This window comes from Acinetobacter sp. 12966, assembly GCF_031196995.1.
Taxonomy (GTDB): Bacteria; Pseudomonadota; Gammaproteobacteria; order Pseudomonadales; family Moraxellaceae; genus Acinetobacter; species Acinetobacter geminorum.
This window is the reverse complement of sequence record NZ_JAVIMC010000006.1, coordinates 121975-146583: the sequence shown is the minus strand read 5'-3', so window position 1 is coordinate 146583 and position 24609 is coordinate 121975. Positions and strand designations below refer to the sequence as shown.

Here is a 24609-nt window from a genome sequence, read left to right as displayed (position 1 = left end):
GCCTATGAGATCAATTGTTGATCTTTGCAATTTAGCCCTGTCGCATCTCGCGCAGGGCTATGTTGTAAATGAACTAACCGAACCGACAAAGCATGCAAGATTGTGTAATACCTTTTACCCAATTTGTCGTAGAGAGCTGTTAGACAACGAACATCAATGGACTTTTGCTGTTAAGCGCGTTCGCTTGAATGTCGATGCAGGGAATGAGTTTGGCACGGCGTATGTTCTACCGAGCGACAAGGTCCGTATATTTCAGCTTGAATCAGGCAGCCGATTCTATGTAGAAGGCAATCTTCTATTCACAGAAGATACCGCACCAATCTTACGCTATGTTCACGATGTGAAAGACTTGGCATTAATGCCCGATTCTTTCAAGACCGCTCTATCTTATTTGTTGGCCGCACGAATAGCAGGCCCTTTGACACAGAATGAGCAAAAACAAATCTCCATGATGCAGCTTTATGAAATTGAAAAGAACAAAGCAATTTTCATTGACCTGCAACAACATCGGATTGAAGCACGGCCTGAGCATACAGGCTCAATGTTTGAGGCACGATAAATGCAATATTCGTTTAATGGTGGCGTAATTTCGCCTGACATGTTTGGTCGCATTGATCAGGCGAAATATCAGACTGGTGTAGCTAAATGCAAAAACCTTTATGTCGAACTGTTTGGCGGGGTTGTCTATCGTGCAGGCTTCCGCTACGTACACCATTACCCGAAAACAATGGGCAAAATGCGTTTAATCCGTTTTGTTTTTAGTGAAGAGCAAGCCGTTGTTTTGGCTATTCGTGCAGGCGCTATAAATTTCTTTGCTGACGGCGGTATGCTGCTGAATGAAAACAATGAACCTTTAGAAGTTGCAGTACCGTATGCCGAAGAGCATTTAATGCAACTCCGCTATGCTCAATCTGCGGACGTTGTGACAATAACCCATCCTAACTATCCACCTAGAAAAATTATTCGTAAGAGCGCAACGGAATGGATAACAGAACTGGTTACAGTGGGATATGGCATTAGTACACCGCAAAATGTTGCCGCAACTGCCCATATTGAAGATAAGTATAAACCCGGTGGAAGTATGCACGACTCATACATTGAGCGTGATTATTCTTACCAAGTCACCGCAGTAGATGAACAAAATGAATCTGCTGCATCTTTAAAGGTTGTTGTACAAAACGACTTAACACTAGCGGGGAATTACAACACGATTACATGGGATGCGGTAACAGGTGCGAACCGTTATAACATTTTTAAACTACGATCTGGTTTAGCAAGCTTTATTGGTGAAACAACTGAAACAAGCTTCACAGACGATAATATTGAGACAAACGGTTCAATCACACCGCCATTAATTCGTAATCCTTTTGAATTTTACCCGACCGCAGTTGCATATCACGGGCAGCGAAAAGTGTATGGCGGCGGTTATAAATCGCCCCAATGGATTCGCATGTCGCGTACGGCAACGGATGACAATTTCGGGTACCACATTCCTACTCAAGATACAGATTCAATTCAAATACGGTTTGCTGCCCGCGACGGTAACGGTGTTAAACACCTAGTTACAATGAGTGATTTACTTATTTTGACAAGTGGGGCACTTTGGAAAATGTCAGCGGATGGAGCCGTAACAGCTGCTAGTGTGAATATGAACAAGCAGTACAGTACAGGTGCAAATGATGTGACACCTGTTGAAGTTGACGGCGCTACAATTTTTTCCTCCGATCAAACAGGGCACGTACACGAAATATCATTGGCAAGCGGATACAACGCATCTTTTTATCAAACAATCGACTTATCAATAATGTGCCCACAACTTTTTGATGGGCAAAAAATTATTGATTGTGCATTATTGCGTAACCCTTTGAATATTATATATTTTGTACGTGGCGATGGTGTTTTGCTTTCATTAACATATGAGCCAAAACAACAGGTTTGGGCTTGGGCAGAGCATCACACCAACGGTAAATTTTTATCTATTGCAGAAATACCGGAAGAAGATCAATCTGTTTTATATGCGTTTATTGAGCGTGACGGTTTTTATACCATTGAACGTATGCTTACAAGGCAGCCGTTAGATATGCAGGATAAGTGCTATTTAGATAGCAGCATTCAGTACAAGGGCAATCCTACATCAACTTTAACCGGCTTAGATTGGCTTGAAGGTCAAACAGTATCTGTGTTTGCAGATGGTGGCGTTAAACCCAATGTCAAAGTAGAAAACGGCGCAATTAAACTGCCACGTGAGTTATCTAATATTTGGGTTGGTCTGAATTACGAAGCTGAACTACAAACATTGCCGATTTTTCAAGAACAAAAAAATCCTGTTAAACCTAAAGTCGTGAATAAGGTTCACCTAAGAGTAAGAGAGTCTCAAAACATTTTGGCTGGTGCTAATCAGGATATTGAGGATCGCACACTAATTGATGAGTTTAAACCGCGTAGCAATGAACGCTATGGTAGCCCCCTTAAATTGTATTCGGGTTTGGTAGAAGTACCAGTTGACAGCACTTACGAAAGAGACATTCAAATTACTGTAAAACATGATAAACCTTTACCAATGAAGATATTGGCCCTTGAGGTAGAAATGACATGAGACGAAATAATATTGAAATTCGTAAGCCGACTGAGCGCGATATTCGTATTCTTGTTGAAAACCTGCGTGATGCCGATAAAGACGAAATGAAAGCGTACTTCAATGACAATTTTCATTGGATGATCAAAATGTCTATCAAGCATTCAAGTGATGCTTGGACAGTAGTAGTAAATGGTAAATTGCTTTTTATTTGTGGCGTTGGGATGTCAAGTTTAATTGGCAACGTTGGTTGCCCGTGGTTACTTGGCACGAATTTCATAAAACAATATCCGTTTGAATTTTACAAACAATGCCAAAGTATTTTAAAGGAAATGCGGTCGGAGTATGCCGTTCTTGTAAATCATGTGTATGAAAAAAACGAGAATGCTATACGTTTCTTAAAAAGACTAGGCTTTGATTTAAAAAAAGCAGAACCATACGGCGCGAACAATAAAATGTTCCATCCGTTCGTGATGGGGGCGTTATGACAAATCCATATGCATATGCAGCGGTTAAAGGGGTAGAAGCGCTTTCCAGTTACGCAAAAATGAAGGCGCAAAAACAGGCGTTTAAGCAACAAGAAAAGCTCGCCCTTTACAATGCAACCCTTTCAGATAATCAGGCTCGGCAAGCTATTGAAGATGGTACCAATGCCGTAACTGATTATCAGCGTAACGTTTCGGCCTTTAAATCGAGCCAAATTAACGCCCTTGCGGAGAATGGCATTGATGTAACACAAGGTTCAGCCATTGATTTACTTGCTTCAACAGAGATGCTTGCTCAAGGCGATATTGATTCAATTAAATACAATGCTGCGCTTCAGTCTTGGGGGCACAAGGTTCAAGCCACAAATTACCGCAATCAAGCCGAAAATTATCGTGTTGCTGCGAAGTCCATTAGACCTGTATTAAGCACGATACTAAACCTTAGTGGGGAAGCTGCTGCCGCATTTGGTTCAAGTATGGGTAAAGGCGGTTTAGGGGGCGGGATTGAAAGCGGTTCTGCATCTAGTGGCGGTTCTGACTTTGCTTCAAGCCTTTATGGTATAGGTGGCAGTAATTCGCAAGGCGCGTCATGGCAAAATTATAATTGGAATTGGTTTGGAGCTAGTTAATGCGTATTCCACAATTTAATCGACAAGTTTCTGACAATAGCGTTCCAAATGTACAAGTCAACGGGGGCATGTCAGCAGGCGAAGCGGCAAGCCTAGTTGGTAATAAAACTGATAGCTTAATCGGCGCACTTAATTCAGGTTTGAATGCGTACCAAGCATACCAAGATGAAGCGGACCGCGTACGTGTTATTGATGCCCAAAATAAACTCGCTGAATTAAAACTTCATTTGCAAAATAATGATGTCGATGGGTACGGCAACAAAAAAGGGGTAGATGTAGTAAGTTTTGATGATGGCAACGGTGGAGGGTTTGTAGATTACTATACAAAAGCCTATCAAGACGGTATTGGGCAAATTGCAAATACTTTAGGTAATAGCCGTCAACGTGCCTTGTTTAGAGAAATGTCAGAACGTGACGCGGTGCAGTTCAAAGGCTCATTACAAAATTACTTTGTACGTGAAAATGACGTTTATCAACAAAGCGTTTATTCATCATCAGCAGATCGTTTTATTCGAGAAATAAACGAGAACCCTGGTGACTTCACTAAGATTGATGAAAGCCGTGCTAATCTTAAAGCTTCATTAGGTAAATTAATGAATCTTGAAGGAAAGGCAGCGACTGAAGCAGAAAACATTTATCTTAAAAATGTCTCGGTGGCCCACATCACAAACATTAGCGCCTTTGTCGAAAATGGTGATTTAAAAGCAGCACTTGCCTATAAAAATAAATATAAAGACGAGATTTCATTAGCAGATAGCTTTAAGGTAGATCAGCGTATTCATCAAAAACTTGAAGATCAGCAAGTCGAATCTTTAGTTAATATGGCCACAACCGGAACACAAGAGGGCAGCAACCCTGCTTTAAACGTTCCCCCGCAAGCATCAGCAAAAATTGCTCAGGAGCTTAAAAGTCTTACACCTGATCAGATGAAAAACATCAAATACAATGATCAGCGTTTAGATGTTTACACCGTACATGCAGCAAAAGAAAAAGACATGGATTGGGCCGCACCACTTTTACTTGCTATTCGTTTATCTGGTGAAAAATCAAATAACGATGCCGTATCACCAAAAGGTGCAAAGTCGGTTATGCAATTTATGCCCGAAACATGGAAAGAGTACAGTAATAATGGCAAGCGGGATATTAATAACCCCGCAGATACTATTGATGCTTCATTAGAGTTTATTGACTGGATTAGCAAAAAATATAAAACCAAAGACCCAATGGTTATTGCGGCTTATTATAACGGCGGGGGCAATGCCGCTACTGCTGTTTTAAAAGGGGGACAACCCCCTGCGACTGAAACACGTAAATACATTCAGCGCATTGATAAATGGTTAACTGAAGATTTTGGTAAGTATGCAAATAAGCCTGCAAAAACACGGGAACAAGCTTATGAAGATATTTGGAATAGCAACGTTCCGGTAGATGTTAAGCAAAAGGCCTTGATTGCTACAGATCGGTACTATAGCGGACAAGATAAAGCCAAAGAAGAACGTCAAAACAAAGAATACGACACATTATACAAAAACATCGTGTCTGGAAAATATACGTTTGAACAGATACCCGCAGGGAGCATCACATCATTAGAGCCTAACCAGATCGATAGTTTGCGTTCGGTGAGTAAGTCGATTTACTCGAAAGATGTTAAAACGGATCCTGTTGTTTTAAGCATGATTACGCTTAATCAAGAAGAACTTTTAAAAGGTAAACCAAAATCAGTTTTACATCAGTATGCTGACAAATTGTCGCCTTCAGATTACCAAGAAGTTACTAAAATGTACGCTGAACAAAACGGCCTTAAGGATGGTAAAAAAGAAAAACCAAAGACTTTCTTGATCGATGACAACACTGTATCGAGTGCATTAAAACCTTATCTCGGCACTATTGGTATTACTGATACAAAAGATAAAAAGCAGCTTTTACACTATAACGCAGTTAAAACGGATTTAATGCAAACTCTAAGAGAGGCCGAAGCTAAAAACGGGGGATATCTAAGTTGGGAACAGGTAAACCGTGTTGTTTTGAAAAATATTAATAACCAAGTGCGTGTCACTACTTCACGGCCTTTCTTTGAAGATAAAGTTGAAATGAACCGTGTTTATGCACAAGTAAAAAGTAAAGCTGATATAACTGATTCAATGAAGACAAAAATTGATAATATATTTAAAAAGCAGGGTAGAAATCCTAATAACGTTACGGATTCAGAATATATCAATGCTTACTATTCAATAATGCGAAGGGGTTTTTAATGAGAAAAATTAGTTTAGGGCTTTTATTTTTAATTTCTAGCGCATGTGCTGTTTCTGCCGAAGAGCCTTTGCAGCCGTATCCAGTTACTTTAAAAAAACTACCTCAACAGGAATTTGGTCAATTAGTTTATAAACTGTTGCCGAATAAAAATGAGAAAAAGCTCTATTGGGATTTTCGGTCAAACGATAAATCAATAGTTTGGCTTGACAGCTTTTATGTTGAGAAAAAATTAGAAGATGGAACATTCCATTCAAGTAGAAAGGGTGTTGCGCGTGTAAATGTTCTGGGCACAAAAAGTACTATTGTAGATCACCGTACTTACGAACTTCCTTGGTCGGTAATGATGGAGGGAACTGTAGGTAAATTTGGACCAAATACAATTTCTCTATATCCCGCCACAGTTGCGCGTGAATATGAAAATATTTGTTTTGGTGAAAATTTTGATAATTGTGAATTCTCACCTTTTAAGTCTTTAACCAAAGCAAATATTAAATTTAAAAAAGTATGTGAAAAGAATTTCGGGGCTTTGAATTTTGAAGAAGCATATCTTTTAACTTCGCCAAGTAAAAAAGCAGTTTATGGAATTTGGCAATCAAGTAGTGGTTCTGGCGGTACAAGTAATTTATTTAGAATTGACTATTCAGAAAACCAAAAACAGGTCTGCGATACTTTGATGAGCGGGCTTTAAATTTTAATTGCCATAAAAGGATGTGTAAATAAATGAGCACTACAGAAAAAAGAAAATTAATAAATAGCTTATTTTCATTTTCTTGCAGCGCATTTGTTATAGGCTTTTTCTTTTACTCTTTTGTTAGTTTTGAAAGCTATTACAGATATGAAAATTTAATTAATATTTACAGTATGCTTTTGTTTTTCATAAACATAATTATAGCTTTTTTAACTCTTAAATTTAGTCATATATTATCAGATGAGGAAGTGGATTATTTAGATAATTCTAAAACCATAGGTTTGCAAAATGGAAATATTTTAGGGCTTTTATTTTTAAGTTTTTTCAACATCTTACTTTTCAATCCATTTTTCTCTTTTGTAGAGTTTTTTGATAAAGGTGAAGAAAGCTTGAATCTAGCTTATTTAGCAATGACATGTTCACTTTTTGTTGGTGCAGTTTTATTGTACACATCTCGACAGCAAATCAAATTGTTAAGCGAATAACCAAGCTGTCAACAGCAAACGGCAGTCTAATCAATAACAGCATTTAAGATTACAAATAACCGTAGTCTTAAGTGCTTTTATTATGTCTGATCAAAATACAAATCTGACAATTGGTCAATTATTCGAATTAAACCAAGGCAAGAACCCAACGCAAATCGCAGATACAGAAGCCCGTGCGCGTAAGGCTGCACGTTCGTTGGGCTTAGACTATAACAAGATGACAGAAACGCCTGAACAGATCGTTTCTGTTGCGGATGAGGTAAACACTCAAAAGCGCGTCAATGAAGTTGTTGCAAGTGACCCTGTATTGGGTAAATACGCACTTAACCCAAATCAAGCCGCTGTTTCACTTGATGACTTTGAAAATCTAAAAGACATTAGCGATAAAGTATCCTTATTGGGTTCGAGTTTGAATAAACCGTATGAACCTGTTTCATACCAAGACATACAAAATGTTTTGTCTAAAGGAACATCACCAGAACAAAAAAAGAGACTGAAAGAACTAGGCATTTACGAAGACCCTCAAAAGCAGGTCAAGCCGAATGTAAACCCTAATTTACTTGATACGTTAAGTACATCATTAGTGCCCCAAACATCTGACCAAGTTTTCAAAGAAAATTACGACCGCATCAAGAAAACAGCAGGCGTAATGTCTGCCGAACGGTTTAAAAAATACTATGAAAACCAAGTCTATTGGATGGAGCACACGGCGACTGCTGAACCTACCAGTCCACAAGAACAAGGCAATCGATATATAAATGCAGCTATTCGTGCTGTTGCGGCTATTGGTCAGACAGAAGGCGCAGTAATTAGCGCGACAACAGGAAACGATAGCCTTCTTAACTTGGCGACACGTGTTAAAAATAAAGCTGCCCCATCACAAGAAATGACGCAAGCGCTTTACCAAGCACAACTTGCGGCACAGACAAATGATGCAGGCGTATTGGGCGCGGCACAAGAACTGGTTAGCAATGCTGATGCAGGTGTGTTGGGTGAGTTTTTAATTGAACAAGCACCCCCCGCATTAGTTGGGTATTATGCAGGCGCAGGGGCAGGCGGTGTTTTAACAAATTCACTTATCAGAAATACAGCTAAATATGCCCCTATGGTGATGAACCTAGAAAAGGCGGCTAAGTTAGTACGCGGAGTAACAACCGCAGGTAATGCGGCACAAGGCGCATTAGGTGCAGGCACGGCCGATGCTCTGGTGTCATATGGGCAGAACATGGCAGAAGCCCGTGAGAAGTTTTTAACCCGCCAAGAACAGATTGATTATGCAGCTGCAAAAACATGGGGTTCGGCTAAATATTCAGCATTGGGCGGTGCATTAATGCCCGTAACTTTTGGAGGTCCGTTGCGTACGGTCGGAGGTCAAGCAGTCATTCAGTCCGCTGCGGGCATGTATTCCGTTAAAGGTGCGGCTGATGCTGTTGGTGAAAAAGCCGATCCAGTCGAAACGGCTTTAGAAGGTTTGTTAGAAGTTGCAACAGCTGCGCCTGAAGTAGCAATTACATCTGCGGCCAAAGTTAAAAACCAACGTACAGCACAATTTGCATTAGACCAATTGCGACAAGATCAACAGCAAGATGCTGTTCGTTCAAGTACGTTTGCAGCTGTACTTAACAACCTTATTGATCGCAACAAAGAAAGCAAGACATCTCAACGTGATGACTCTGCAAGCCAAGCATTTATAAAACAGGCCATTGAAGAACACGGCGCAGTTGAAGAAGTTTATATAGATGGTCAGACTTTCAACCAGTTATTACGTGACCGCAATATTGAGCCGACCGATTTATTTGAACGTGCGCCAAGTCTGCAAGATCAGTTGGGTACAGCCGAAACATTTAATGGCACTGTACAGATACCAGTAAATGAATTTGTTTCTGCAATGTCAGTTGTCGAGCGTCCAACAGATTTTGTTGAGAACGTTCGTTCAAGCCCGGACATGCCAACTTATCGCGAAGCCCAAGAGAACCTTGCAAAAACAACGGAACAAATGCAGCAAGAAGCCGATACATATATGGCTGAGCAAGCCCGTTTTGAAAGTGCTGAAGATGCAAAAGAGTTGGTCGCAACAGAAGTACAAAACCAATTGGCTAAAGTCGGAACATTTACGGCTAAATACAATCGTGCAGCGGGTGAATTAACTTCGGCTTTCTACTCAACGTTAGGCGATAAACTTGGTATTTCCGCAAAAGAAGCCTTTGACCGTTACCCGATTCGAATTTTTAATGCAGAAGGGGCGTTAGGTAAAAACGGTATTAAGAAAACTGGTTTTATAAAATTAAATGATTTTTTACCTAAGTACGATATTAATAACCCTAAAAGCATGTCAGAGAGATTAACCATTGCTGCAAAAAAAATATTTGATAAAAAATTATATGAAAGCTATGAGTTGAGTTCAGGTGAATTAATCCATTTAGCCAAAACGGATATAGATTCAGATGGTGAGCATGGGTTTCTAGCAATTAATAATTCTGGCGAACTTATTGGCTATCTCTCGTTTCATACTGTCGATGATGGGAACAACGGCAGATTCAATCCAACCATACATGTTGAAGAGGGGTATAGAAGAAAAGGTATTGCTTCAATGCTATACGATGTAGCAGAAGAAAATGGGGGGCTAATACCAGGATTACACGATTCAAGTGGAACATTACGAACAGCTTTAGGCCAGTCTTTTCGTAAAGGGCGCGATGCCAATAAGCAAAAGAAATATCAAAAAATCTTGGGATCCAAGAAATACAATCAGACCAATGGTGGTACACGCGGCTCTATTACTTTCAGCATTGGTCAGGATGGTTCAACAATTGTTCTAAGCAAAAATGCTGACTTCTCTACCTTTGTGCATGAGCTAGGGCATCACTTCTTAGAAATGAATATGCAAATTGCATTAAGTCCTGATGCGCCCGCACAAGTCCGTGAAGATATGGAAACGGTAATGAAGTGGGCTTCACCAGAAACAACTGATCTGGGTGAATGGGATTTTTTCACCGATGCAGAAAAAACAGAAGTACACGAAAAGTTTGCAGAAACTTTTGAACAGTATGTTTTTACGGGTAAAGCACCAAGCGCAGCATTAAAGCAAGTTTTCAACCGATTCAGACAATTCATGATTGCCGTGTACCGGAACATAGAAAAGTTTATGGGCATAAACGACCGTGCAGAATTGAATGCGGATATCACAGGCGTAATGGACCGTATGCTTGCATCATCAAGTGCAATTGCTGAAGCACAAGCCGCATCAAATCTTGAAATGCTAATTCATCAAGATGATGCAATGCGCCTTGGTATTTCGCCAAAAGATTATGACGAAATGCGCCAAGATCATGAAATTGCTACAGAATTATCTATAAATACTTTAGAGCAGAAATCCCTGCGCAATATGATTTGGTACCAAAAGCAGAAGTCTAAGTATCTGAAAACATTGCAAAAAGAAGCTGATAAAAAGCGCGCTGCCGTTCGCGAAGACATGGCAAAAGAAATTGCACAAGAACCTGTATATCAGGCTATGGCATTCCTACGTCAACCGCTTGACCAAGTTGCTAAGCGTGACTCAACCAAGGTTGAGCCTGAACGCGACAATCTATTTGAAGCGATTGCTAAATTCGGCGGGCTTGATGCCAATGAAGTAGAAAGCACATGGGGCATTGATGAAGCTGCCAAAACTAAATCAGGCATTGGCAATAAACCTGTCGTACGTTCTTCAAAATCAAAATTAAAAGGCCTGTCGATTGAATCTATGGCTGAGAAGCTAAGCGAAGAGGGCTATTTAACTTTAGATGAACACGGCAAATTTGATACACGTGAACTTGAAGATAAATTTGCAGACCAGTTACGCGGGATTAACCAATATTCAAATAAAGTTGATCCAGAGTTACTGGACTATGCACAAGACATGGATTTGCTGCAACGCTATGCAGAAGGTCGCACAACTAAAGGCAAGTTATCACTAGATTGGATTGAAGCCAAGTACGGACGAGACAGTGGTATTTACCAAAGCATTTCTAAAGGCGCTTATGGTTTTGCACAGCGCGGTGGAGAAAACCCCGACGTAGTTGCTGAGATGTTCGGATATGAAAGCGGCGATGCATTGATTCGTGACTTGCTTAATTCACCGAGTCCTAAGCAAAAAATTGATGAGCTCACCGATGCGCGTATGGCTGTTCAATATTCTGAATTTTTCGATCAACAAAGCATTATAGAAGCAGTCGAAGCCGCATTACACAATGATGTTCGTGCGCGTATGCTTTCAGCTGAAATGGCTGCACTAAACGGTTTGCTTGGCCGCAAGTCTGCTTTGAATGAAGCAGCAAAGACAGTTGCTCAAGATATTGTTCAACGCCAAAAAATTAAAGATATTCGACCGCATGTACGTGCACAAGATGATGCTCGTTTAGGGCGCATGGCAAATGAAGCATTTAGAAAGGGGGAGACGGTCGAAGCTGCACGCCATAAGCGCAATCAATTGGTTCAGTTCTATGCAACCAAATACAGTTACGATGCAAAAGACCAGATTCAAAAACACCTTGATTTAGTCAAAAAGGTTTTTGGAAATAACGAGAAGTTATCTAAAAACCGTGACTTTGATTTTGTGACCGCTGCCCGCGGCATTTTGGGCAAATATGATCTTGGCCGCGAATCAACAAATTATGAGCATCAACTAGAATTGATTCGTAAATATGACCCGACCACATATGCCGAAATACAGAACATAGGCGCATTGCCTGAAAACCAAAACTATCGCGAATTAACACTTGAACAGTTCAATGCAGTTATGGCCGCAGTCGAAACACTTTGGCATCGATCTAAAGAAAATAAGATTTGGCATACGACCAATGAAGCCTTTGAGCGTGAACAGGTCCGTGAAGAACTAATACAGCAAACAGGTGGTAAGAAAAGTGTTGAAAAGATTCAGCAAACTTTATTGGGTAGAGATAAGACCGCAGAACTTAAAGCTAAGTTCATGGAATTAGGCGCTTCAGCAAAACGTGTCGACCAGGTGGTGACTTGGTTAGACGGCGGCGCAAGTGGCAAATTCCGTACGTATCTAATCAACCCTATGCAAGATGCTTTGGCTAAATATCGTATTGAGAAAGCCAAGATGCTTAAAGATGTGGTCGATATTTTTGAAGGATTTGGCAAACTCGATAATTCAAAAATTGCTGCACCTGAACTTAATAACTTTACTTTCGTGGGCAAGCAATCTTTGCTCCATGCGATTTTGCATACAGGTAATTTAAGCAACAAAGAGCGTCTTGTTTTAGGTTATGGTTGGGGTGCGCGTTTAGAAGATGGTTCGGTTGATTTCAGTGCATGGGATCAATTCTTTAGCCGGATGGTTAAAGAGGGCGTGATTACCAAAAAGGATATGGATAATATCCAAAAGCTCTGGAACCTTTTTGACAAATACAAAGAGCAAGCACAAATCACACATAAAAAAATTAACGGTCGCTATTTTGATGAATTACCACGTACACCTATTAGTACGCCATTTGGTGAGTATGAAGGCGGTTATGTGCCTGCTGCTTATGACCGTATTCGCTCAAACGAGCAAGATCGCATTCAAGATAAAAACTTAGCCGAAAATAACTTAGCTGCATTAGATATCGCAACGACTGGCGCGAATTTTACAAAGTCACGTGCAGATCGTTACCACGACCAACTCGAGCTTGATATGTCTCGGTTACCAAGTCATCTTGATAAAGAATTGCGCTATATCCATCTTGAATTACAGATTCGACAAATCGGGCGTTTATTGCTGAATAAAGATTTTCGAAATGAGATTGAGCGCGTATTGCCCTTTGGGGTTAAACAAGTCTTTAACCCATGGTTGAAAGCAATCGCAAATCAGACCGTTGATGAAAGCTCAGGCGTTAGTTTACTAGATAATATTTTCCGCACACTTCGCCGCAATACGGGTATCGCGATTATGGCGGGTAATTTAAAAAATGCTGTTGAGCAGTTCACAGGCTTTACACAAGTTGCTGTTGCAGTACCGCCGAAACAATTGCTAAAAGCTCAGGCCCATTATTTTGCTTCAGTTGCTACCCGTGAAGACATGGCTAATAACATCATGGAAATGTCTGACTTCATGAAAACTCGTTTTGACCGTGCAGCGGATGAATACCGTTATGCGGTGGATGAGATTGTTTTTCAAAAAGGCGCAATTCAAACAGTGAAAGATTTCACCATGAAGCATGCGTATGTATTGCAGACAACAATACAAAGACCAATGGAAATGATTTCATGGCAAGCTGCATTCAACCATTACACAGAACAAGGCATGACTCAATATGAAGCAGTGCATGCAGCGGATGCGGTTATTCGACAATACATGACAGATATGTCACCAGAAGGTATTTCAAATCTTGAACGCGGCACGCCTGCTAGACGCATGTTTCTAATGTTTTACAACTGGTTCAATATGGTTTGGAACACGACGAGTTCAGAAGCTAAGTTAGCACTTGAAGCAAGCAACGGGTCATGGGTGCAAGCTTCACCACGTTTGGCCTATATCGCTTTGATGATGATCTCCATTCCTTCAATTTTATCTGAATTGCTCGGCGTAATTTTCGCGGGAGGCTTAAAAGATGAAGATGATGACGATAACAAGTGGGATGATTTATCCGCAAAACTTGCAATTTCGCAAGTGAAAATGCTCGCGGCCTTTGTGCCGTATGTCGGTAATGCCGCGAACGCTGCGATCAGCAATACGGATAAAAACGTGATGAACGACCGATATACCGCCTCACCTGTGTTTAGTATGTTTGATGGTGGACTTTCATTAATCCAACATGCAAGCCGTGCTTTAGATGAGGATAAAGAAGTTAATCAAGGTAAAGTTTCAAAAGATTTAATGAATACAGCGACCCTTGTTACTGGCATTCCGTTTGCTGTACTTGGTAAGCCTTCTGGTTATTGGCTTGATGTAGCCCAAGGCAAGAAAGATGCACCAGACAGTATTTACGATGCAACACGCGGTACGATAACAGGGAAACATACACCAGAAAATTAACCTGTTGACAGTGCAGGACTAGTAACCATCTATTTATTAGTTAGCTTACATAAAATTGGCTGTAGAGATTACAGCCTTTTTTATTGGTGCAATTATGACTGTTCAAGTATCGGATCGGTTAAGCCAACTTTATGTTGGTAACGGAGTAAATACGCGTTTTGACTTTATGTTTCGAGCGTATGAGCAAGAAGACGAAACAGGCGTTGGAGTACGGATAAAGGTTGGTAACGAATTTGAGTTTATTGACGAGTCTGAATATACGGTCACAACTAACCCTGACAATATGGGGGGATACGTTACTTTTGTTAACCCGCCTAGCGCTGAAACATTTTTTTATATTGCAGGTAAAACACCTGTAGATCAGCTTCTTGATATTACAAATTACGATAATTTTTATCCTGATGCTTTGGAACGAGCATTAGATAAAATTACTGCCATTCTACAGGAATGGAACCATTTAGTAGATTTCGAAACACAAGCACGAATTCTTGCGGATATTGCATATGACGATCTAGCCAAGGAACGAGAGGCAGATTTAAAAGCGTATATCGATGGTATCGCAAGCGCTATTACTGGAAGACCTGTTTTGGGTCTGCCTTCGGAATTTGTTGTAGATGGTAATGATACCCAAAAGCAGATCAATGATAAATCTGTGCGTGTTTTTGAAACCATATCTGATTTACTTGCATATGTTCCTAGAAAAGATAAGCAGGTCGTCTATGTAAAGGGGTATCATGCTCCTACTAATTTTGCATTAGCACAACCCTATAAAGGGGGTGGACATCGTACTTTCGTTGAATCACGAAGAAATGAAAACGATGGTTTTTTATGTATTGATGGCTGGGTTTTGCAGCATGAGAATGTTTTTACTCCATATCATTCTGGATGCGCGTGTGATGGTGTTACTGATGATACGTTAAATTTTGATAAGTTAATGTATGCACTTGAACGAAACAACTTAAAAGGGCATGTAATTATTAATGATCCCATGTTCTTTAATTCGCAATGCCCTAGAATCGGAAAATTAATTGATCCTGTTCAATTTAATGAAAAAAATGCTATTCGTTTAGTTTCAAATGTAAAACTCGAAATCAATTCAACATTAACATTCGGTTCTTTTTTTGCGGGCTCAAGTGAACAGCCAAAGTGTAATATTTTAAGTGCTATGTATCGTGCGGATTCGGATGATTGGTACGGCAGAAACCGGCATGAAAATATTGAAGTATTTGGAACAGGGACACTAGATTTTACTGCAACAGAATCAGAATCTGCTGTACAGGATGGCTATCGTTGGATTATCAAAGCTTCAGTAAAAAATATGAAGATTCATGGGTTAAAATTTCAGGGGGGTGACTTTGCAAACGCGGTTCAGACATCTAAAACATCTGAAAATATAGAAATTTATGCTAATAAATTTATCAACTTGATGTCGAATAAGTCAAAATTTCATGATCATTCGACTCTTTATTGTATCGGGAAAGATATCAAAGCACATAATAATATATTCGTTTTTAGTAACGTGAAGGGGCGTTTGAACGCTTGTGCATGTGAACTACACGGCTCTGAACAATGGTTTTATAACAATAAGGTGTTTGGGTACCCAAATCTTGTATTTAGTGCAATTTTACGTACTGATCAGTCACTTGATGAAAATGAAGTTGTATACGATCAAAAAGTATTTGGAAACACAGCAAACATTAGTCGAAGTGCACTCGGCTATTGGTCAATTTTGGGTAAAACAGCAAAACTTAATGATCTAACTTTTAATAATAATAATATTAATTTCATTGAACCACCGACACTTGAAGAGTTTAATGAAGCAAATGTAAACGGCATGACATATCCAAGTTCATTGCCTGCTTCAATATTTACTGTTTGGCACGAGGGAGACTCAGTTCCTAATATTACCTATGCGGCAGAAGTGCTACAAGGAATTTATATTCACGACAATATACAGACAGCAGTCGACGGGTTGCTTCAATCACAAGATGTTAGTTTAATTAGATTTGTTGGTTGTTATATTCGTGAAAATTTAAAAATTTTCAATAATTCTTTTAAACTAAATAGATTACTAAATAGAGATGTTTCCACATCAACAACTAGCGATTATTTTAGCGGCTGGTATATCAAAAACAATACCTATGATTTTTCTAAACATAAATCAGTTATTTATAGTTTTACCATGTATCTGGAATATATGAAGAATTGTGTTTTTGATTTTGCTTTAGATTCTAATTTTCCAGTAATTGATAAAACATATAACTTCTTGTACTTTGTATTCGCGGACAGGTCAAAAGTTAAAGATAATGTTATAAAAATTGACGTAGAAAAATCATATGATGCTCTAGACGCCTGGTTCGGGGGAAGCATGATGACTTATACTCGTGCTGAGATGAGAACTCAGAATAATTCAATTGAATCAATATCATATTGTTATATAAAAGAAAGCCGTATTGCAAGTACAACTGTTGCAACAATGCAGATAGTAACTAATAACATTCCGCTGTCTGTTCAAAGTGGATTTATCAAAAGATATATGGATGAAATGATAGGTTCCATTTATTATCCTAGTTCATATACGTTGGATTACTCTGGTGGTAGTAAGCTTAAAGCGGTAGCTGCTTCGGCAAGTATTTTCCCTGAATCTACTGAATCTGATAGAAACGCGTATATTAAGTTTATTTGTTGACCACCTTTAGCCCTGAATTAGTCAGGGCTTTTTGCTGTCAACAGATTTCGATACTTATAAAACGCCAATCCATAAAATAATGAAAACATTAGATTGGTGGCAAAAATGAACGACCCTTTAACAATTAAATCCTTACCTTGGTTTATCAAGATTTGGGCGGCGGTGATGGGCGGCATTTTTGCGCTCATGTTAAGTGGTGATATCGATGTTGAAGGAAAGATAAAAATCAACATCGGTGTGATTATCAAATTCGCAATTAGCGTTTCTATTAGCTTATACGGCGGTTCAGCATTTATTGAATATCAAGATTGGGGGCATTACTCACATATGACCCAAGGGTTTGTCATGCTGATTTTTGCAGTATTCGGGATGCTGCTTATTGGTATTTGGTATCAGGCAATTCAATTACTGAAAGGTAAAACCATTAGTGAATTGATCTTTGAAATCAAAGAAGCATTCAAAGCCATATTCAAATAGGAGAGGGCAAATGTCAGTAGATAAATATATTGATGACCTTATCAAGCGCGAAGGTGGTTATGTTAACAATCCTAATGACCGTGGTGGCGCCACGAACTTTGGAATTACAGAAGCTGTTGCACGTGTCAATGGGTGGAAAGGCCCAATGCGTGATCTGCCTTTAGATTTAGCAAAGCAGATTTATAAACAACAATATTGGATTAATCCACGTTTTGACCAGGTTAATACCTTATCGCCTTTGATCGCTGAAGAGTTGCTTGATACTGGTGTTAACTGCGGTGTAGCTTTTGCAAAGCCTTTATTACAACGAGCATTGAATCTATTGAATAACCAAGGTAAAGGCGGTTGGCCCGATCTAGCCGTTGATGGTATTTATGGTTCAGCTACGTTAGGGGCTTTAAAAATCTTTCTTGCCAAACGTGGTAAAGATGGGGAGAAGGTGATGCTTAAAGTACTAAATATTATGCAGGGCCAACGTTATATTGAAATATGCGAACGCAATCCCACGCAAGAGCAATTCTTTTATGGATGGATTAGCAACCGGATCGCATAAAGTGATTTTGTGTAAGAGAACCAAGTTAGCAACTTTTATTACTCTACTTTGCATTCTGTTTTCAGGGTGCACGGCGCATTCAATCAATAACAATATTCACGTATCATTATGCGTAAAGGCAATTTGAGTTTTTAAAATGGCGCAAGTAATGATTATGGTTATGGAAGCAGGCAAGGTTGAGCATACATGCAACTTGCTTGCTGACATAAACAAAAACGGTGAAGTAACAAAGCTCTATGATTATAACGGCAATGAATTAAAAATTAACTTTTTGCAAAACCAAGTCTATTACAATAAAACTTGGTGGCAATTTACCAAGAAACAAGATATTTAAAATAAAGCCCCTAAGTAGGGGCTTCTTATTATGCAGCGTTTAGCATTTTTGCAATTTCGGATGCGGTCGGATTGTAGTAAGTATTTACCAGTACACTAATAGTTTTGTGTCCTGTAATTTTAGCAAGAATCTCAACAGGCAAACGATAGTCATGAACAAAGCGTGTGATTGCCTCATGCCTTGAATCATGGAAAGTAATAACACCATCTAAACCAACACGGCGTAAATTACGTTGCCAAATTAAGCGGAAAGCATTCGATGTAAGCGGCACCATGCGACTATCGTTTGGATCATCTGGTAACCATGAAAGCATTTCTTTTGCCTTGGCAGTTAGAGGTACGTCACGGGATGAGCCGTTCTTAGTATCTAATAACCGGATAAAGTCAGTAAATATTAAAGACTTTTGCACGCTAAGTATTTCACCTTTACGCATTGCGGTTTCAAGTGCGAACAAAAACGACCACGCTACACGGTGTCTCGGCTGAGTTGGAGTTTTACCCCATTCATAATCCAAGCCTTTAATTACTTTATTAATGTGGTCATCGCTAATACGTTGGTGTCTTGGCGGTGGTGCTGAAGGTTTTGTAATTTCCTTAAATGGATTTTCTTTGGTTAAAAATAATTCTTTTCGCGCAAAGTCAAAAACTGAACTGTACATCGCCATTTCTCTAATGACAGTTGCGCCCTTAACCTGTTTCAATCTTTTATCACGCCATTGTTTAACTAGAGCAGGGGTTAAATTGTGTATAGACTCATCTGCTAGTTCGCCCCAATTTTTCTTTAAACATTTGAGCATTTGTACAATTAAACGGGCGCTTTTCATTTTGCGACCTTCATCCTGATAATACTTATCAAAAAGGGCTTGAAAAGAAATATGGATTTTTTCAGGTTCTGAGGTTGGCTGTTCAGATTGTAATTCTAATAGTTTGGTTGCTGCCCACTGTTCGCATTCGCTAGCAGTGTCACGAGTGGCAGCGTAGCGCTTGCCCTTAAAACGAACTTCAATACGCCAAGCGTTGCCGCGACGGGTCGGTTTCTGCATTTTTAACACTCCAAATTTCATGGTGGCGCACTGCCGTCAAAAATTGAAGATGTACAAATGACACCCACTTTTTTGGCGGCGGCACGGAAATATAAAGCGTTTTTTAATGCGAATTTTGACTATTTTGAGTAGTCAAAGCTGACCGATCGACAATAAAAAACAGGCCACATAACTCGTTAAAGTTATGCAGCCTATTGATTTTAATACATAAAATCTTGGAGCGGGAAACGAGACTCGAACTCGCGACCCCAACCTTGGCAAGGTTATGCTCTACCAACTGAGCTATTCCCGCAATGTGAGCACATTATAGAGTGTTTCATTAAAGTGTCAACACTCTTGTGATCTAATTGAACGTTTAATCAGCACGACGCCAAACTGTACCTTGGCGAGTGTCTTCAAGTACCACACCTTGGTCGATCAAAGACTGACGAATACCGTCTGCTTTAGCAAAGTCTTTTGCCTTTTTCGCATCAACACGTTGTTGAATAAAATCTTCAATTTCAGCATCAGACAAACCAAGCGCTTCTTGTCCAATATCTGATTTTAAGAAATCATCTACATTGTGTTGTACCAAACCTAAAATATTGGTGAGGTAACGTAATGTCGAATAAAGTACAGTCGCTTGGTCAGCTTGCTCTTCTTTTACAGCACGGTTTAACTCTTTATTGAGTTCAAACAATACAGCCATTGCTTCGGCCGTGTTGAAGTCATCACACATTGCATTGTTAAAGCGTTCAATAAAGCTTTGCTCAAGCGTTTCTGTTGTCTTTTGACCGTACACTTGTTGGTAAGCTTTAAATGAATGGTAGAAACGAGTTAAAGAAGTTTTTGCTTCTTTGAGTGCCACATCAGAGAAGTTCACAGGACTACGATAGTGCGAAGACACAATAAAGTAGCGGATCACTTCAGGGTGGAATTTCTCCATCACGTCACGAATCGTAAAGAAGTTGCCTAAAGATTTAGACATCTTTTCGCCGTCAACGTTAATGAAGCCAACATGCATCCAGTAGTTTACATATTGCTCACCAGTCGAAGCTTCACTTTGCGCAATTTCATTTTCATGATGCGGGAACATTAAATCTGAACCACCACCATGAATGTCAAAGTGATTGCCTAGGCAGCAAGTCGACATTGCAGAACACTCAATGTGCCAACCCGGACGGCCATTACCCCAAGGTGATGCCCAAGATGGTTCATTTTCTTTTGCATGTTTCCAAAGTACAAAGTCAAAAGGGTGTTTCTTTTCAACTTCTACATCAACACGCTCACTCGCACCAGCTTGCATATCATCAAGCTTACGACCAGAGAGGCGACCATATTTTTCAAATTTGGTCACTTCAAAATAAACATCGCCGTTTGAAGCAGGGTAAGCAGAGCCTTTATTGACCAGATTGCCAATCATATTTTGCATCTGATCAATATATTCGGTCGCTTTAGGTGCTTCATCGGGTGCTAAACAGCCTAGGTTCGCTGCATCTTCATTCATTGCATCGATGAAACGAGTGGTGAGTTGTTGGATTGTTTCACCATTCTCTTTCGCACGTTTGATGATTTTGTCGTCAATGTCGGTAATGTTGCGAATGTAGCGAACATTCCAGCCTTGACTACGTAAGAAACGAATAATGTAGTCAAATGCAACCATAACTCGAGCATGCCCGATATGACAGTAATCGTAAACGGTCATACCGCAGACGTACATATCGATGTGACCTTCTTTGCGAGGTACAAATTCAACTTTCTTTCGTTGCTCAGAGTTATATAAAACAAACGGTTGCATAAGGGTTTTCAAACACTCAACAAAAACAGTGTTACATCATAACTGATGCATCATTTTTCACAAAGGTTTATGCAAGAATTTTATAAGCTTGTGAAATCTTATACATTTAAAAACGTGTAGATGATTGAGTTATGTTAGAATGCCCCCAAATCTTTTGATTAAAATCACCGATCTTCACAAGAGATCAGATCAATTATTTTGAGTCAAACTCGTATGCCCAATCCTACAGATTTCCAAAGCAGCGCATTAGCAACATTGCGTATTGAGCAACAAGCCTTAGACGTGTTAGCAACACAAATTGGTGACAGTTTTAATCGAGCTTGTGAAATATTGTTACAGTGTAAAGGTCGTGTTGTGATCACTGGCATGGGTAAGTCAGGGCATATTGGCCGTAAAATGGCTGCAACTTTCGCCTCAACTGGTACACCATCTTTCTTTATGCATCCGGGCGAAGCTGGACATGGCGATTTGGGAATGCTGGTTCGTGGTGATGTTTTAATTGCGATTTCCAACTCTGGAAAAAGTGATGAAATCATGATGTTGATGCCTTTAATCAAACATCTTGGCGTTCCTCTTATTACCATTAGCCGTGATGATAAAGGCCCAATGCCACAAAATGCCGACATCGCTTTAACTTTAGGTGAGTCTGACGAAGCGTGTCCATTAGGTTTGGCGCCTACGTCGAGTACTACAGCAACTTTAGTATTGGGTGATGCACTGGCTGTTGCTTTACTTGAAGCGCGTGGTTTTACCGCAGATGATTTTGCTCGTTCGCATCCAGCAGGTGCGTTGGGTAAACGCTTACTTTTACATGTAAAACATCTGATGCATACAGGCGATGAACTGCCAAAAGTTTCACCGGATACACCAATGAATCAAGTGCTTTATGAAATTTCTAATAAACGTTTAGGCTTGACGACAATTGTAGATGAACAAGAACATTTGCTTGGTATTTTCACAGATGGTGACTTGCGCCGTTTAATTGATAAACAGCAAGGTTTTGATGTGAATTTGCCTGTTTCAGAAGTGATGACAAAAAAACCATCAACGATTTCTCAAGAAGCACGTGCGGTAGAAGCTCTACAACAGCTGAACCTGAAAAAAATTAGTCAATTTGTTGTGGTGGATGACCAAAATAAAGTGATTGGTGTAATTAGTATGCATGACCTTATTCAGGCAGGGGTAAATTAATCAATGGCATCTTATGCATTGTTAGAACAAGCACGTCATTTACAGGCATTGGTTCTGGATGTTGATGGTATTTTGAGTGATGGCTTCGTAACGTTAACCAATAGTGGCGATGAAATTAAATCATTCGATATTCGTGATGGTTTAGGAATGAAGCTTGCACAGCAAGCTGGCATGAAAGTTATCATTATTACAGGTCGAAAAAGTAATATTGTTGAAAAACGTATGTCTGATTTAGGTGTAGACCTCGTTTTTCAAGGCCGTGAAGACAAAGGCTCAGCACTTCGTGAAGCTTGTGCGCAGTTTAATATTTTGCCGTCTGATTGCTTGTATATGGGCGATGATTGGCCTGATTTATCTGCTTTTGCAATCGCAGGTATGAGCGTTACTGTGCCAAATGGTCACGAAGAAGTACGTCGCCGTGCGCATTTAGTGACGCAGTCGATGGGTGGGCGTGGTGCTGTGCGTGAAGTCTGTGATATGTTGCTGATCGCAAAAGGCATTTACCAAGAACTTCTTGAAAAATATCTTGCAGTACCGCATTAATAATAAGATTACTTAAAAAGGTAGGCTATTCCTGCTCATGGATACCAGAGTTTTATCAATTGTTGCTGTAGTGGTTGCTGCTATAAGTGGTGGTTACTACTACTATAGTGGCAAGGCAAAAAAACTAGACATTGGTTCTGCGAAGAATATGACATATTCAGCGCAGGGCGTCCATTTGACTCAAACTGATGATCAAGGCAATTTGTATATTCGTGCTGAAGTTCGTCAGCTTGAACAGGATATGCAACAAAAAACATCAAAGTTGGATCAACTTAATGCCTCGATGTATAAAGATGGCAAAGTTGATGCGACGTTCTTTGCAAAACAGGCAAATGGCTACGATGATAACCGTAAAGTTATTTTATCGGGTGATGTGGTCGCAACCAAACTGGCGCCACAAGGGAAGATTGAGTTCCAAACTGATGAGTTAACCGGATATCCAAAAACCAGAGAAATTGAAACCGATCACCAAGTGATTGTTCAATCTCCGCAGGGCGATTTTGTCAGCAAAGGATTAAAAGCTAATTTGAATAATGGTCAGTACGAATTTTTTAATATTCGAGGAAAGTATGTACCAAAGTCTTAATTTAAAACGTTCTTCAGCTTTCCTAAAACAAGCTGCGGTAATTACATTCGTTGCTTTATCATCTGCTTCGACTTTTGCTTTACCGTCTGACCGTAATCAACAAATTTCGTTAGTGGCAGATCGTGCAACTTATAATGAAAAAACCGGTTTGACGACTTATACGGGTAATGTTGTGATTGAGCAAGGTACGATGAAGCTTCAAGCCGACTCGATTGTTGCTACGCTTAACTCTAAACGTGAAATTCAAACGATTACTGCCAAAGGTAGACCGTCTAAATTCCAACAGCAAATTAGTGCTGACAAGGGCCTTGCACGAGGCGAGGGGCAAACCATTGTTTATAATGCAGATACAGGCATTATTACTTTGACTGGTGGTGCATATCTATATCAAGATGGTTCAAGCATCCGTGGTAACTCGTTGAAATATAGTATGAACAAAGGCGATGTTGAAGCTCAAGGTTCATCATCAAACCGTGTTCAAATTATTATTCCGCCATCAACTTCAAAAAGTTTCCCAGGAGCGCGTGACTAATGCAACAAGCTCTTCAACCCCAAACTTTGTGTATTAAGCACTTAGCAAAAAACTATAGTAAACGTTGGGTCGTCAAAGACGTATCTTTTAGTATGCAAAGTGGACAGATTGTTGGTTTGCTTGGCCCTAACGGTGCAGGAAAAACAACAAGCTTCTATATGGTTGTTGGGCTAGTGCGTATGGACAAAGGTGAAATTCACCTTGATGATCTTGATATGTCCGATTTAGCAATGCATGAACGGGCACGTAAGGGAATCGGATATCTTCCGCAAGAAGCTTCTATTTTTAGAAAGCTGACAATTGCTGAAAATATTATGTCTATTTTAGAAACACGCAAAGACTTAAATAAGCAGCAGCGCCAACAACGTCTTACTGAATTGTTGAATGACTTTAAAATCAGTCATATTAAAGATTCATTGGGAATGAGTGTGTCTGGTGGTGAGCGTCGCCGTGCTGAAATTGCACGTGCATTGGCTGCTGATCCTAAGTTTATGTTACTTGATGAACCGTTTGCCGGTGTCGATCCAATTTCGGTAGGTGATATTAAAGATATTATCCAGACCTTAAAAGATCGTGGTATTGGTGTGCTTATCACAGACCATAACGTACGTGAAACTTTGGCAATCTGTGAACGTGCGTATATTGTGAGTGAAGGTGCGGTAATTGCGGAAGGTACTCCACAAGAAATTTTGGATAATGAACAAGTCCGTAAAGTATATTTAGGCGACGATTTTACAGTTTAAATAAAAAAG

General features: G+C 39.8%; 19 protein-coding genes and 1 tRNA gene. 17 read left to right on the top strand and 3 right to left on the bottom strand.

Features of this window, described 5'->3' with window-relative positions:
* The first annotated feature begins 4 nt into the window (after nucleotides 1-4).
* The 12 genes from RFW85_RS00725 to RFW85_RS00670 all read left to right on the top strand — a co-directional run bounded on the left by RFW85_RS00725 (nucleotide 5) and on the right by RFW85_RS00670 (nucleotide 18186).
* A complete protein-coding gene (locus tag RFW85_RS00725) occupies nucleotides 5-559 on the top strand; it encodes a hypothetical protein (protein WP_031995610.1) in 555 nt (184 codons plus the stop codon).
* Complete coding sequence (locus RFW85_RS00720) at nucleotides 560-2596, top strand: hypothetical protein (RefSeq protein ID WP_309171041.1); 2037 nt, start codon at nucleotides 560-562, stop codon at nucleotides 2594-2596.
* Nucleotides 2593-3063, top strand: a complete 471-nt coding sequence (locus RFW85_RS00715) for a phage protein Gp13 family protein (RefSeq protein WP_001254054.1) — start codon at nucleotides 2593-2595, stop codon at nucleotides 3061-3063. The genes RFW85_RS00720 and RFW85_RS00715 overlap by 4 nt, the downstream gene beginning before the upstream one ends.
* Nucleotides 3060-3689 carry a hypothetical protein gene (locus tag RFW85_RS00710; RefSeq protein WP_017393708.1) on the top strand — a complete coding sequence of 210 codons (630 nt, stop codon included), beginning with the start codon at nucleotides 3060-3062 and terminating at the stop codon, nucleotides 3687-3689. The genes RFW85_RS00715 and RFW85_RS00710 overlap by 4 nt, the downstream gene beginning before the upstream one ends.
* Entirely contained in the window at nucleotides 3689-5941 is a 2253-nt protein-coding gene (locus RFW85_RS00705) for a transglycosylase SLT domain-containing protein (protein WP_017393709.1), read from the top strand. Before RFW85_RS00710 ends, RFW85_RS00705 begins: the two co-directional genes overlap by 1 nt.
* On the top strand, nucleotides 5941-6630 hold the full coding sequence (locus RFW85_RS00700) for a hypothetical protein (RefSeq protein ID WP_001226878.1): 690 nt from the start codon (nucleotides 5941-5943) through the stop codon (nucleotides 6628-6630). The genes RFW85_RS00705 and RFW85_RS00700 overlap by 1 nt, the downstream gene beginning before the upstream one ends.
* 32 nt (nucleotides 6631-6662) lie before the next feature.
* Nucleotides 6663-7115, top strand: coding sequence for a hypothetical protein (locus RFW85_RS00695; protein ID WP_000108139.1), 453 nt, complete (start codon nucleotides 6663-6665; stop codon nucleotides 7113-7115).
* An 82-nt stretch (nucleotides 7116-7197) separates the two neighbouring features.
* Complete coding sequence (locus RFW85_RS00690; protein ID WP_309171040.1) at nucleotides 7198-14133, top strand: GNAT family N-acetyltransferase; 6936 nt, start codon at nucleotides 7198-7200, stop codon at nucleotides 14131-14133.
* Nucleotides 14134-14227: 94 nt separating this feature from the next.
* Nucleotides 14228-16822: a hypothetical protein gene (locus RFW85_RS00685; RefSeq protein WP_309171039.1), complete on the top strand. Its 2595-nt coding sequence runs from the start codon at nucleotides 14228-14230 to the stop codon at nucleotides 16820-16822.
* A 105-nt stretch (nucleotides 16823-16927) separates the two neighbouring features.
* Nucleotides 16928-17299 carry a hypothetical protein gene (locus tag RFW85_RS00680; RefSeq protein WP_000999573.1) on the top strand — a complete coding sequence of 124 codons (372 nt, stop codon included), beginning with the start codon at nucleotides 16928-16930 and terminating at the stop codon, nucleotides 17297-17299.
* Nucleotides 17300-17309: 10 nt separating this feature from the next.
* Complete coding sequence (locus RFW85_RS00675; RefSeq protein WP_195197171.1) at nucleotides 17310-17852, top strand: glycoside hydrolase family 108 protein; 543 nt, start codon at nucleotides 17310-17312, stop codon at nucleotides 17850-17852.
* A 136-nt stretch (nucleotides 17853-17988) separates the two neighbouring features.
* Entirely contained in the window at nucleotides 17989-18186 is a 198-nt protein-coding gene (locus tag RFW85_RS00670) for a hypothetical protein (RefSeq protein WP_071709604.1), read from the top strand.
* A gap of 28 nt (nucleotides 18187-18214) precedes the next feature.
* Here RFW85_RS00670 and RFW85_RS00665 read toward each other — a convergent pair whose 3' ends face one another.
* From RFW85_RS00665 to cysS, 3 genes are all read right to left on the bottom strand, one after another.
* On the bottom strand, nucleotides 18215-19228 hold the full coding sequence (locus RFW85_RS00665) for a site-specific integrase (protein WP_001171605.1): 1014 nt from the start codon (nucleotides 19226-19228) through the stop codon (nucleotides 18215-18217).
* A gap of 216 nt (nucleotides 19229-19444) precedes the next feature.
* Nucleotides 19445-19520: transfer RNA gene (locus RFW85_RS00660), tRNA-Gly, on the bottom strand.
* A gap of 63 nt (nucleotides 19521-19583) precedes the next feature.
* Nucleotides 19584-21005, bottom strand: coding sequence for a cysteine--tRNA ligase (gene cysS, locus RFW85_RS00655; RefSeq protein WP_309171038.1), 1422 nt, complete (start codon nucleotides 21003-21005; stop codon nucleotides 19584-19586).
* A 213-nt stretch (nucleotides 21006-21218) separates the two neighbouring features.
* Between cysS and RFW85_RS00650 the strand changes: the two genes are divergently transcribed.
* From RFW85_RS00650 to lptB, 5 genes are read left to right on the top strand one after another with little or no spacing between them, the layout of a single operon-like run.
* The gene (locus RFW85_RS00650) at nucleotides 21219-22196 is read left to right on the top strand and encodes an SIS domain-containing protein (RefSeq protein WP_002122342.1); all 978 of its coding nucleotides are present in this window, start codon (nucleotides 21219-21221) and stop codon (nucleotides 22194-22196) included.
* A gap of 3 nt (nucleotides 22197-22199) precedes the next feature.
* Nucleotides 22200-22739 carry an HAD family hydrolase gene (locus tag RFW85_RS00645; protein ID WP_002122322.1) on the top strand — a complete coding sequence of 180 codons (540 nt, stop codon included), beginning with the start codon at nucleotides 22200-22202 and terminating at the stop codon, nucleotides 22737-22739.
* 37 nt (nucleotides 22740-22776) lie between these two features.
* Nucleotides 22777-23325 carry an LPS export ABC transporter periplasmic protein LptC gene (gene lptC, locus RFW85_RS00640; RefSeq protein WP_170247877.1) on the top strand — a complete coding sequence of 183 codons (549 nt, stop codon included), beginning with the start codon at nucleotides 22777-22779 and terminating at the stop codon, nucleotides 23323-23325.
* Nucleotides 23309-23857 (top strand): lipopolysaccharide transport periplasmic protein LptA, encoded by a 549-nt coding sequence (gene lptA / locus RFW85_RS00635; RefSeq protein ID WP_170247876.1) that lies wholly within the window; start codon nucleotides 23309-23311, stop codon nucleotides 23855-23857. Before lptC ends, lptA begins: the two co-directional genes overlap by 17 nt.
* Nucleotides 23857-24600, top strand: coding sequence for an LPS export ABC transporter ATP-binding protein (gene lptB / locus RFW85_RS00630; protein ID WP_002122331.1), 744 nt, complete (start codon nucleotides 23857-23859; stop codon nucleotides 24598-24600). The genes lptA and lptB overlap by 1 nt, the downstream gene beginning before the upstream one ends.
* The last annotated feature ends 9 nt before the right edge of the window (nucleotides 24601-24609 follow it).